Origin of the sequence: Serratia sp. 3ACOL1 (assembly GCF_003668775.1) — a bacterium.
Classification (GTDB): Bacteria; Pseudomonadota; Gammaproteobacteria; order Enterobacterales; family Enterobacteriaceae; genus Chania; species Chania fonticola.
Genome location: NZ_CP033055.1, coordinates 969192 through 982261, shown reverse-complemented (window position 1 = coordinate 982261; position 13070 = coordinate 969192). Strand labels below are relative to the sequence as shown.

At 56.1% G+C, this 13070-nt stretch carries 7 protein-coding genes; all 7 read right to left on the bottom strand.

All coding sequences use genetic code 11. The annotated features are described in order from the left end of the window. Positions 1–23: 23 nt before the first annotated feature. Entirely contained in the window at positions 24–1388 is a 1365-nt protein-coding gene (locus D9980_RS04470; protein ID WP_024485730.1) for an NCS2 family permease, read from the bottom strand. 101 nt (positions 1389–1489) lie between these two features. Further along, positions 1490–2806 carry a guanine deaminase gene (guaD, locus tag D9980_RS04465; RefSeq protein ID WP_121606532.1) on the bottom strand — a complete coding sequence of 439 codons (1317 nt, stop codon included), beginning with the start codon at positions 2804–2806 and terminating at the stop codon, positions 1490–1492. A gap of 84 nt (positions 2807–2890) precedes the next feature. Next, positions 2891–4306: a nucleobase:cation symporter-2 family protein gene (locus D9980_RS04460; RefSeq protein ID WP_121606531.1), complete on the bottom strand. Its 1416-nt coding sequence runs from the start codon at positions 4304–4306 to the stop codon at positions 2891–2893. Between the two features lie 249 nt (positions 4307–4555). Then, positions 4556–7435 (bottom strand): molybdopterin-dependent oxidoreductase Mo/Fe-S-binding subunit, encoded by a 2880-nt coding sequence (locus D9980_RS04455; RefSeq protein ID WP_121608949.1) that lies wholly within the window; start codon positions 7433–7435, stop codon positions 4556–4558. Beyond that, entirely contained in the window at positions 7435–8208 is a 774-nt protein-coding gene (gene ygfM, locus D9980_RS04450) for a molybdopterin-dependent oxidoreductase FAD-binding subunit (RefSeq protein WP_121606530.1), read from the bottom strand. Before ygfM ends, D9980_RS04455 begins: the two co-directional genes overlap by 1 nt. A gap of 54 nt (positions 8209–8262) precedes the next feature. After that, the gene (ssnA, locus tag D9980_RS04445) at positions 8263–9591 is read right to left on the bottom strand and encodes a putative aminohydrolase SsnA (RefSeq protein ID WP_121606529.1); all 1329 of its coding nucleotides are present in this window, start codon (positions 9589–9591) and stop codon (positions 8263–8265) included. Between the two features lie 2 nt (positions 9592–9593). Continuing rightward, positions 9594–12701: a putative selenate reductase subunit YgfK gene (ygfK, locus tag D9980_RS04440; protein ID WP_121606528.1), complete on the bottom strand. Its 3108-nt coding sequence runs from the start codon at positions 12699–12701 to the stop codon at positions 9594–9596. Between the last annotated feature and the right edge of the window lie 369 nt (positions 12702–13070).

Genomic DNA, 13070 nt, shown 5'->3' with positions numbered 1-13070 from the left:
CAGCAATCTGCTCGGTTACCCCATCAAATCGCCCAGCCGCCAGCATAGAATGCCACTAGCGCCACTGCGATTATCACCGTACCAATATTCAGCTTACGCCACTCGTTAGAGAACACGCGGCCAATCACCAACGTGCTGAAGCCCAGCATGATGCCGGTGACAATGTTACAGGTCAGCACGATAAATACCGCGCACACCAGGCCGGACATGGCATCGACAAAGTCGTCAAAGTCCAGCTTGGCCACGTTGCTCAGCATCAGCAGGCCCACATACATCAGCGCCGGTGCCGTCGCATAGCCGGGGACCAGATAAGACAGCGGTGACAAGAACAGGATCAGCAAGAACAGTACTCCCACAACCGCCGCCGTCATGCCGGTTTTACCGCCAGCAGCCGTTCCCGCGGCGGACTCGATATACACCGCAGCCGGTGAGGCCCCAACCAGCGCAGAGAACATGCTGCTCATGGAGTCGGCGGTTAATGCCCGGCCACCGTTGATAATCTGCCCATCCTTATCCAGCAGGTTAGCCTGCCCGGCTACCGCCCGGATGGTGCCGGTAGCATCAAATACCGCCGTCATGACCAACGCCAATACGCTGGGCAGTACCGCCGGGTTCAACGCCCCTTTGATATCCAGGCTAAAAATCAGCGAGCTACCGTCCGGCCCAGACAAGCTCGGCAGCGCAAACAACCCCTGATATCTTACGTTCGGGTCAAAGATCAGGCCGACCAGGGAAATACCAATGATCACCAATAAGATCCCGCCTGGTACGCGCAGTTTCTCCAGCCCAAGGATCATCGCCAGACCGAGCAAAGACATCATCACCGGGAAAGACACAAACGACCCCAGCGCCACTGGCAAGCCGTCCAGCGGGTTCTTGATCACCATGCCGACGCCGTTGGCAGCGATCAGCAGCAGGAACAGACCGATACCAATCCCGGTGCCATGCGCTATACCCATCGGCAGGTTTCGCAAGATCCATGAACGCACTCCAGTTACCGAAATGGCAGTGAATATCAGCCCCATCAGGAAAATAGCCCCCAGGGCGACGGGTATGCTGATGTGCTGGCCAAGCACCAGGCTGAAAGCGGTAAACGCCGTCAAGGAAATGGCGCAGCCAATAGCCATTGGTAAGTTAGCCCACAGGCCCATCACCAGTGACCCCACACCGGCAACCAGACAAGTAGCGACAAACACCGCCGCAGGAGGGAAACCCGCCTTGCCCAACATACCAGGCACCACGATCACCGAATAGACCATTGCCAAAAAGGTGGTCAACCCTGCCAACACTTCCTGCCGTACGCTGCTGCCCCGCTCGCTAATCTTAAAATAGCTGTCTAGCGAGCTGGCCGCTTTTGCTGACGTCGCCTGCGATAAATTATTAGACATATCAATGCCCTCTGAAGGTTTACACTCACCTACCCCGCTGGCTTGCCGCTACGGCACTCGCTTGGGGTAACGCCAATCCTGGCAAATTGCAGTGCGGTTGGTTAAGTACGTTCATACACCAGCCGGCCATCGACATAGGTGCGATAGATCGACCGGTCATCCCCTAGCGTCATCATGACAAACAGCTTATCCATCAAGGTTTTTGAATTGTCGTAGCGCAGCTGTTGCAGCGGCGTGGCCGTCGGCTCCAGCACCACAAAGTCCGCCTCTTTCCCCAGGTTGAAGTTACCAATGGTGTCCGCCAGCCCCAGAGCATCGGCTCCGCCCAACGTCGCCAGATAGAACGCCTCATACGCCGAGAGCCGGTAACCCTGCAGCTGCATGATTTTGTAAGCCTCATTCAGCGTTTGCAGCATGTTGAAGGTGGTGCCCGCACCGATGTCGGTGCCCATCCCCACCCGCACCTTTTTCCGCCAGGCGTTGGGCAAATTAAACAGGCCGCTGCCGAGATACAGGTTGGAGGTCGGGCAAAAGGCGATGGAGGATTGGGTCTGGTGCAGGCAATCCCATTCGGCGTCTTCCAAGTGCACACAGTGGGCAAACACGCTTTTTCTGCCGGTCATGCCGTAGTGATGGTAAACATCGATATAATTTTTGTGCTCTGGATACAGGGCTTTCACCCAAGCCACTTCATCCTTGTTTTCCGACAGGTGGGTGTGCAGGTAAACATCCGGATATTCCTGGCGCAGGCGTTGCACCATCTCCAGCTGTTCCGGCGAGGAAGTCGGCGCAAAGCGCGGGGTGATGGCATACAACAGGCGGCCATTGTTATGCCAGCGCTCAATCAGCGCCTTGGTTTGGCTATAGCTGCTTTCTGCGGTATCCAGCAGGTAATCGGGCGCGTTGCGATCCATCATCACCTTACCGGCGATCATCCGCATATTGATATGACGCGCCGACTCAAACAGCGCCTCTACCGATTCGGGGTGTACGGTGCCGAACACCAGCGCGGTGGTGGTGCCATTACGCAGCAGTTGCTTGATGAAAAACGCCGACATCTCGCGGGCGTACTCCAGATCGTTATAGCGCTTCTCCGCCGGGAAGGTGTGCTTGTTCAGCCAGTCCAGCAGCTGTTCGCCATAGGCTCCCACCATTTCACATTGCGGATAATGAATATGGGTGTCGACAAACCCTGGCACGATCATTTTACCGCTGTAATCACGCACCCGGATGCTGTCGGGGATCTGGTGGTGTCCCTCTTCCCAGTTGCCAAACCACTCCACCCGGCCATCACGAATGATCAGTAGCCCGTCTTTAATAAAGCGCAGATGACCCTCGATTTCTTCCGGGTGCTGTACGGTGCGGGTGATATCGAGAAAACTGCCCCGCACGGCCTTGATTGATTGTTCACGCTCCATACTCAAATTCCTTATCACCATAAAACGGATGTTGCCAGGCGGGCGCAGCATGCAGCGCCCCTGCGTAACCTTTATCAGCAAATCTCAATCGGTGTTTTTTTCCGCTGGAACCCCTTCGAACTCGTCCTCCTGGACGCCAGGTTTCTCACGCTGGTTCTGCGGTATCAGCAAATTGAGGAAAATGGCCGTGAGCCCACCGGCGCAGATCGGGTTTTCCACCAGCACATAAATCGACTCGGGCAAAATACGAAACACTTCCGGATCGTAAGAGACGCCAAGGCCTAGCCCCAGCGATGTGGCGACGATGATGGTTTCGCGACGGTTTAAGCCGTCGGAGATAATGATGCGTATCCCGGCGATGGCGATCATCGAGAACATCAGCGTCATCGCTCCCCCCAGCACTGGCGCCGGGATAGTAGTAAAGAAGCGGCCAATGACGGGGAACAGCCCCAGCACCATCAGGATCACGGCGATATATTTGCCGATATGACGCGAGGCGACACCGGTCATCTGGATCACGCCGTTATTCTGGGAAAATGTCGTCAGTGGTAACGAGCCCAGCATGGCGGCAATCACCGATACCAGCCCATCGGCCAGCACTCCACCGCTCAGGCGTGCGGTATATTCATCCCCTTTGATGGGCTGCTCGGACACTATTGCGGTCGCGGTGATACTGCCGACAGCCTCCAACACGCTGAGCAGATAGATGACGCCAGCCACCAGGAAGGCATGCAGATCGAAAGAGAAACCGTATTTAAAGGGAACGGGAACGGTCATTACCGGCAGGTTTTGCATCACCGAGAAATCCACCATGCCCAGGCACAAGGCCACGACATAACCGACAATCAAGCCGATGGCGATGCCCCCCATGCGCAATAATGCGTTCTGGCAACAGTTAAACCCGATCACCACCAACAGCACCAACAGGCCGATACCGATATTTTCGTAGTTGCCAAAGGTGCCGCTGCTTTTCGCTGAATAACCGCCGCCAAAATCGATAATGCCCACTTTGATCAGGCTCAGGCCAATCATCAGCACCACGATGCCGCTCACGGTGGGCGTGATCACCCGTTTCAGATAGGGCAGAATAAACGAGGAGCCCACCACCAGGAATGCCCCAACAAAAGAGATGCCCAGCAGAGTGGACATGATCGCTTCCACATGCATGCCATCGGCTTTCATCGTGCTGCCCAAGGCGATCATCACCGTCACAAAGGAAAAGTTGACCGATTGAATGGACAATAAGCCGGAGCCTACGCGGCCATAGCGATTCACCTGCAGCCAAGTGCCAATTCCTGAGGCAATCATGGCCATCGAAACCAGATAGGCCGTGACGTCCGGCGGCAACCCCAGCGCGGTGCCGACAATTAATGCCGGGGCCACCATCGGCACAAAAATAGCCAGTAAATGGGTAATCGCCCCCACGATGCATTGGTCAAAGGGTGGTTTATCTTCCACCCGATAAATAAGGTCGTTATTTGAAGTAGGCATATCAGACATCTCTTTACTCCATTCCAGTAAATTTGATCATCTGATTCAATAAGCTCCACGCCCTGCACTTTCGCCATGTTAAATCCACGGGCTAGCCTGAGCCTTTATCTTTAGCTCATCATTTTGTATGGCGGCAATAACAGATTAGCCTTTGGCTAATATATTGAATCGTTTATACCCGCCGCCGGTTTAACTCGGCAGGTATAGCGGGATAATGACCGTCATCAGCCATTATCCCGGTACGACTTATTACAGAATCTACGCTGACAGCTTATTTAACCCCCTCAAGATTTTCTCTGGGGTGAAATGCCATTCGCGCAGCCAAACGCCACAGGCATCGTGGATCGCCATGGCGATGGCCGGAGCCGCCCCGTTGACGCCAATCTCGGAGATCGACTTGGCCCCATATGGCCCTACCCGATCGTCGCTCGGCACCAGGAACGCCTGGAAGTCCAGCGGGATGTCGCCAATCTTCGGCGCGCCGTAGCTTTGCAAATCACGAGTGATCGGCGAGCCTTGGCTGTCATAGATAATCTCTTCCGTCATGCTGTGGCCGATGGCACGCATTGAAGCCCCATAGATCTGCCCCAGCGCCAACTCCGGGTTAACCGGGGTGCCGCAATCGAGCAAGGCATAGAACTTATCCAACCGGATCTCACCGCTGCGCACGTTGACCGCCACTTCGGCAAAGTTGGCACCAAACGGGAAGGCAAAGTCAGAGGAGATATAGCTGGCGGTGGCCACCAGGGTACCAAAGCCGGTGCCCGTCTCTGCCTTATGGGCAATCTGCGCGAACGTCACTTCGCCCTGTTTACCGCGCACCACGCCTGGAACTACCAGCGTGACGTCGCTTTCTGGCTCACCCAGCATCTGCGCGCCGTGGAACAGGATTTTCTTCCTGAGATTTTCCGCCGCATTCTTCGCCGCATTGCCGGAGAAGCAGGTGCCGGAAGAGGCGTAGGCCCCTTTATCAAACAGGGCATGATCGGTATCACCGGAGATCACATGTACCTCGGAGAACGGGCAGCACAGCACTTCTGCCGCGAGTTTGCCCACGACCGTATCCAGCCCAGTGCCGATATCCGCCCCGCCGGAATGAACGATAAAGGTACCGTCCGACTCCAGCTTGATCATGCAGTTGGCCTGATCGATATCCGGAATACCGGATTTTTGCATGATAATGGCCACGCCACGGCCAATCTGCCAGTCTCCCTGGCTGACTTTCGGTGAGCTCCACTGGATCAGCTCACGCCCTTTACGCAAAATCGGCTCCAGCGCACAGCTGGCGGCACTTGGCACCGAGGTCGGCATTTTGCCTTCGCCAATCGCCCCGAGGATTTTCAACTCTTGCCCTTCAACTACCCGGTTGCGCTCGATGATATCCAGCGGATCCATCTGCAGTTGTTCCGCCATCTCTGCCAGGATCATGGTCAGGGCGAAGTTGCCTTTTGGCGCACCGTACCCCTGATAAGCGCCGTTCGGGCAGATGTTGCTGTAATAGGTGGTCACCTGGAAATTGACGTTATCGCAGGGATAGAGCGGCAGCGACAGCGCCGGACCATTGCTGGGCACCGTCAGCGCATGGTTGCCATAAGGGCCGGTATTGGCCAGGAAGTTCATGTCGATCGCCGTCAGGCGGCCGTCTTTTTTCGCCCCAATCTTCACCCGTACCTTGGCCACGTGGCGCGAGGTGTTGCTGATAAACTCTTCTTCGCGGGTATAGTGGAAATAGACCGCACGGCCGGTCACGCAGGTTGCCCAAGCACACACTTCTTCCAACAGGATATCCTGCTTGGAGCCAAAGCCGCCGCCGACCCGCTCTTTGATCACATGCACCTTATGCTGCTTGAGCCCGACGATCCTGGCAACTTGGCGACGCAGGTGCCAAGGCACCTGGGTTGATGCATGGATCACCAGCCGATCGCCGTCCATGTAGGTGTAGCAGACGTGCATTTCCGCCGGGCACTGCTGCACCTGCTTGGATTCGTAGGTGCGCTCCAGCACCACGTCTGCCTCGGCAAAGCCTTGATCCACGTTGCCAATGCGTCCATGTACCGCGGCGGCAATATTACTGTGGGGTTTGGCACCAATCGGGAAGTTGATCGTCACATGCTCGGTGCCACGCTGCGCACTGCCCTGGTTCTGCTCGGCCAGATCGTCCGGTGCGCCGTGGATGTAGACAATCGGCTCGTCGTGCACCAGCGGTGCTCCTTCCGCCATCGCCTCATCAATCGACATCACCGGTTTAAGCACTTGGTATTCAACGTCGATCAATGCCAGCGCAGCCAACGCAATCTCTTCGCTCTCGGCTACTACCGCCGCCACCCGGTCACCTACGTGACGCAGTTTTTGACCAAACATCCGGCGATCAAGCGGTGAGGGTTCTGGCGCGCTCTGCCCACCGGGAGTGTAATAAATATCCGGGCAGTTGCGATGGGTGATCACATGCACCACACCAGGCAACGCCTCGGCTTTGCTGACGTCCAGATGCGTGATCAAAGCATGAGGATGCGGGCTACGCAGCATCTTGATGATACAGGCATTGCGGGCTACGCGGTCCTCCACGTAGCAAGGCTTGGCCTGTACCATTTTCGCCGCGTCCACCTTAGGGCACAGCTTACCAACCACGTTCAGATCGCTGCGGAATTCAGGGGCGGCAAGCGACTGAAATTCAGGATCGTTACGGCGAGCCACCGCCAGCGCTACGACCTGATAGAACTGCTGATAACCGGCGTCACGGCTGAACAAGCCCGACAACGCATCGTCGATCTGCGCACGCGTTGGTTCCTCGATGCGGGCCAACAGATCCGTCAGGATCAGCGCCGCCGCCGCGTCGTTATAGCCGGACTGGACGATCCCCACGTCCACCATCGCCTGTTGCACCAGGCTGAGCTGGTTCCAGCTCCCTAGCGCTTCGGCCGTGGTCACCACGCCATTATCCAACTGGGCGGCGATCAGCAACGAGGCGTTGACCACCACGCCGTTAAACAGGATCGCATCCGAACCGGCAAACCCGAAGCCGTCATCACTATTGCGGACCGAATGCATTCCCAACGTAAACAGCAGTTGCTGGACGTTTTCACCGGGCTGGCACTGCATCTCCTGCGGAGCGTCGTTAAGCGTAAAGCGAATATTCATCATGATTTCTCCCCTGATGCCAGGCAATCCGCCAGCAGGTCTGCCACCACCACACCGGTGATATAGCGCTTGTAAACGCTGCTGCCACAGATGTCATCTGGCGGAGACACCATCTGCGCCACCACCTGCTCCAACGCCAAGCCGCTCAGTCCACTGTTCTCTGCATCACGCAGGCGGCCAGGTGCCATCACGCCGCTCAGGGCGATACGAATTTTCGCCTGCGCATCGCGGGATACTGCCGCAGTCACCACCGGCAATCCCGCCGCTGAACGGGCAATTTTACGGGTCGCGCAGGTACGATAAGGATCCGGCAGTACCACCGCCAGCAGTAGTTCACTGCCGCCGCACAGCGGATAGTCTTCCAGCGCCATCGTCTTACCGCTCCCCACCACCACTTGGGCACTCAATGCCAGCAGCACCGGCAGCAGCAGCGAGTCTTTCGCTGCCGAAACAACTTCACCACCCAGCGTGGCCTGATTGCGAATATGGCGGGAATAGACAAAACCCAGCGCCTCACTCAGGGCCTGCGGGATAAGCTGGGTATCCATTAAACGCTGTAAGGTAATGGTGGCACCGATATGCAATGCCCCCTGCTGCCAGCTCACCTGATCCAGGCCTAGCTGCGACAGCGCGATGGCAATCTTTTGCCGTGTTTTAGTGGGTGTGGCGTTTAGTTTGCTGCCGCCGGCGAAATAGACGGCATCCTGCTGGAACTGGCGTTTTAGCTCTAGCGCCTGCTGTACCGATCCTGGCCGATAGAATTGCTCAATCATGTTGCACCCTCATCAATGTCAGCCGCACCCGATGTTCGCAGAGCGGCGACCGGTTTAATTCAAGGCATCCATACGCTGCCACAGCTTGGCCGCTACCTTGCGAGCCTCTGCGTAGATCGGTTCCACATCGAACGGGAACTGGCGATCCTGATAGATCATGCGGCCTTCCACCATTACGCTGTTGACGCTGCCTGCCCCCATGCCGAAGGCCAGGTGTCCGCCAATATTTTGCGCCGCCAGCGGCGTGGGTGACGGGTAGTCACAGATGGTCAGATCCGCTTTGTAACCGGCGGCCAGGCACCCGAAGTTGGCTCCAAAGTTGCGCGCCAGCAGTTGATTACCGTTGGCCAGGAAGCGAGCAAAGCTATCTGGCCACAGCGGCCCGCCCGCATCACGGTGTTTGAAGAAGGCAAACTTCAGCTCTTCAAACATGTCTGAGCCGATGCCATCGGTGCCGAGCGCCAGGTTGCGGTACTGCACCAACTGATGGTTATAGCCCACGTGGTTGTTCATATTGGAGCGGGCGTTGTGCACCAGGAAGGCATCCTGCTGGTTGATCAGCTCGATGTCCGCCGCAGACAGATACAGACCGTGGGCGACCAACGTTTTTGACCCGATCAGGTCGTATTGCGCCAGACGCGCGATCAGATCCTTGCCATATTTGTCGTGGCTGTGGGATACGTCGTAGCTGTCCTCGGCGGCATGGATATGCAGACCACGGCCAGTAGTTTTAACCGCCGCTTGCAGCATCTCCAACCCGGCATCAGATACCGTGAACGGTGCGTGAGCGCCAATATGCGCCTCCACCAGGTAAGGCTCCTTACCGGCTTTTTTGGCGACGTCGATCAACTGGGCAAAGGCAATATTCTCCTCCACGCCAGCACGCAGTTCGCGCTCCCCGCCGTTGCGATCGGTGGTTTCAAAACAGGTCATGCCGCGTAGACCGGTCTCGATAAAGCCTGCGCGCAGGGTCTTCAGCGAACCGGCGATAAAGTTGGGTGAGGCGTGGTGATCGATCACCGCCGTACAGCCGCTCTTGATAGCCTCCAGCGAGCAGATCAGGCCGCTGTAATACAGCGATTCCTCATCCAGCGCCCGATCCAGCCGCCACCACAGGTTCTTCAGCGTGGAGATAAAGTCCGGGCTTGGCGCGATGTTGGCCATAATCCCGCGAGATAACCCGGAGTAGAAATGGTTGTGGGCACACACAATCCCTGGCATCACCCATTTGCCGTGCATATTGCGCACTTCGGCCTGGGGATATTTGGCCGCCAACCCTTGGCCCACCTCTTTGATCAACGCCCCTTCAATGACGATATCGATACCGGGCTGTACGCTGGCGGGGTCGAGCTGCACGCCGGTTGCATTGGTTAATATCAGCATGATTACACCTCCACCAGGCCAAGGAGATAATGATGATGAGTGTGCACATGGCTGATAATGCGGCACATCTCCTCCAGTTCCGACGGCACTTGCTCAAGCTGGCCGTCGCTATCGATCTGCAGTTGGTAAAGCTTGCCGCCCTGCCGAACGCTGACCTGCTCACCATCCACCAGGAACCCTGGATTGGTGCTGTTGGCAAAGTCCTGCGGCAAGCTGTAGATCGTCACCTTGTCTTTGTATGGCTTACCCTGCCACGGGCAGAACTGGGCGCAGTTACCGCATTCGTTGCAGTAGGCGTCCAGGTGCAGGGTCTGGAAACGATCCTGGAAGCCCGGTATGGCAATCGACACGTTGGCGCGGTTCGGGCAAACGTCGACGCATTTGCTGCACACGTAGTTACATTCCAGGCAGCGCTGGGCTTCTTGGGCAACAAAGGCTTCGCGCTCGGTTTTATCCACCATCGCGACTGAAATAGTGCCTTTGCGGCGATAGATTTCCGCCGGATCGACGTTGGACCAGTATTTGTCGGCGTGATGGGTTTTGACGTTCTCCCGCGCCAGCACGGTTTCGGCGGCGTTGCGGGCGCTACCGATGGCAGCAACAATGGATGACGGGCCACGCTGCACGTCGCCGATCAGGAAAACGTTAGGCCGGGTGGTTTCGCCGGTGGCGGTGTTGACCTGCGGATAGCCCGCATCATCCAACGGTACGCCCAGCTTATGCAGCACTTCCTCATCAGCCTGCTCGCCAATGGCGGTGATCAAAGTATCCATCTGCAGCATCAAGGTCTGTTCTGTGGCGACCGGGCGACGGCGCCCCTTCTCATCCGGCTCTCCCAGCGCCATCACTCTGGCCGTCAAGGTACCGTTGGCATCAAAGTGTTCCGGGTTGGTGAGGAACATAAACTGCACGTTGTCCTCTACCGCTTCCTGATACTCTTCGCGGTAGGCTGGCATCTCATTAAGCGTGCGGCGGTACAGCACGGTGACGTCCTGCACGCCTGGCACTTTCAATGCAGCCCTGGCACAGTCCATTGCCGTGTTACCGGCACCGACCACGGCCACGTGTTTGCCCAGGTTCATCGGCTTACCGAGGTTGAAATCGCGCAGGAATGGCAAGGATTTGTGGACGTTGCGGTTATTGCCCGCCAGCTTCACGCCGCTGTTTTTATCGGTGCCGATACCGATAAACACGTAGTCAAAGCCCTGTTGTTGCAGCTTGTCGACGGTCAGATCGGGATCGCAGCCATAAACCATCTTCACGCCGTGTGCAGCCACGAAGTCGATATCGTGCTCGATAAGCTCCGCCGGGATGCGGAACTGTGGAATGATGTTTTTCACCACCCCGCCCGCATTGGCCTCGCGCTCAAACAACGTAACCTGATACCCGGCCCGTGCCAGGAAGTACCCAGCGGACAGACCCGCCGGGCCAGCGCCCAAAATGGCGACCGGACGTTTGCTGCCAGAGCCTGCCGGTTTATGCCAGCGGCGCTGATACTCATCCCAGCCCTTCTCCAACGCCACTTTTTTCAGTTCGCGGATGTTCAGCGCGCTGTCGTAATCAAGACGGGTGCAGTTGTACTGACACTGGTGATCGCAGATATGCCCGGTAATGGCTGGCAAGGCGTTACGCTGATAAATCAGCTCCAACGCATCGGCATAGCGCTGTTCGCCCAGCAGCCGGATATATTCCGGGATATCCTGCTTAATGGCGCAGGCGGTGACGCAAGGAGCCACGTAACAGTCAATCATCGGCAGTGGGCCACCGGCGTCGATGCGATCCGTTGATTTCCAGTGTTTCTGGGTGTATTCCATGCTGACGGCTTTGTCTGCCAGCGCTTGCAGCTTATCGACATCGATGCGCGTCATCTGCCAGCTATCGGAAGCGTCCAGCTCTTGCATACATTCCGTCAGGCGTAAATAACCGCCGGGCTTGAGCAGATCGGTGGCCATGGTGATTGGCCGGATGCCGGTGTCAAAAATCTCGCGAACGTTAAACTTGCTTGCCCCGCCGGAATAGGAAATCGGCAGTTCCCCGTTGAATTCACGGGAGAGAACCGCCGCCACGTTGATGGAAAGCGGGAACAACGCGCGCCCGGACATATACATCTCTTCGCCCGGCAAGGCGCCTTTATGGTTGATAGCCCCCAGGGTATTGGTCAATTTGACCCCGAAGCCCAACTGGTGCTGTTTACCCAGCGCGGTCAAGCGGTGCAACATCGCAATCGCCTGTTCCAGCTTAAGATCGTGCTCGAAAGATTCTTCTTTCAGCCCAACATAATCAAATCCGCAACTATCCAGAATGGAACGCACACGCGGATAACCCAGCAGCGTCGGGTTTAATTTTACAAAGGTATTGAGCCGTTTTTCCTCCAGCATATAGCGACAGATGGCTTCAATTTCATCTGGCGGGCAACCGTGCATGGTCGAAAGGGTAATGCCGCTGACCAGTTGCGCTGGAATATGCTCTGGCAGCTGTGCCAATGCCCCACGTTGGGTGGATAAGGCGAATTGGCTAATAAAGCCCTCGTCCTTAACCCATGCGGCAAGAATATGTTGATACTCGGCATATTTCGGGTGCTGTGCAGAATCCATCATGTTATGGATAAAGTCCTGCATCGGCGGCTGTTTAATCCCGTCGAGGTTATAACCCACGCTCATATTGAAGATGAAGGACTTACTTTCCCCTTTAGTGCGCGGGTCAAACATCTCCTCCAGCAGGTGCAGGGCAAACCAGGCTTTTAAATATTCATCATAGGCTTTGAGCAGCGTGAACTCGGTCGACCATTCGGTGTTGAAGCATTCGTCTTCGGCATCGATACAGGGCTTTTCCAACTCCAGCCGATCGAGGATCTGCACGGTTTTCAATTCGATAAAGCGCCCACCGGTCAGCCAGGAGACGATGATATTCTGCGCCAACTGAGTATGCGGGCCTGCGGCCGGGCCAAGCGGCGTTTCACAACTTTCGTTGAAGACGTTAATCCGCCGATCGTCATGTTTACGATAAAACTGCTTTTCTGGAATACCAAAAATAGACCGGCTCTCATGATATTCATCGAAAATCCGGGTTAACAGCGCCTTGAACGGAACGGGACGCATTAAATCTCCCATAGCTTTATCTCCTTGCGACGAAATGCCTGAATGATGAGTGAGCAAAAACCTGAGGACGGTTTTTCACATCGGTTATGCATAACGCAGCAACAATCAGGCCAAATCTCCCCACGGGGTTGGGCAGCGGTTAAATTCGTGAGGCAGTTCTAATTGTTAATTTTATTTGTGAACGGGCTCACAATCGCAAGTGAGAATAAAAATCAGTGCCGGTAGTCACTTAATCATCACGGCTACGCTAATGGAATCAATTATCAAAAAAACATCGCCAGCTATCACTTTGATACGGCCAAATAGCACTTTGGTTAAAAACGAGACCGCAATCGATAAAGTATGAATGTTTGCCAAATATCGATTACATCAAGGTTGTTT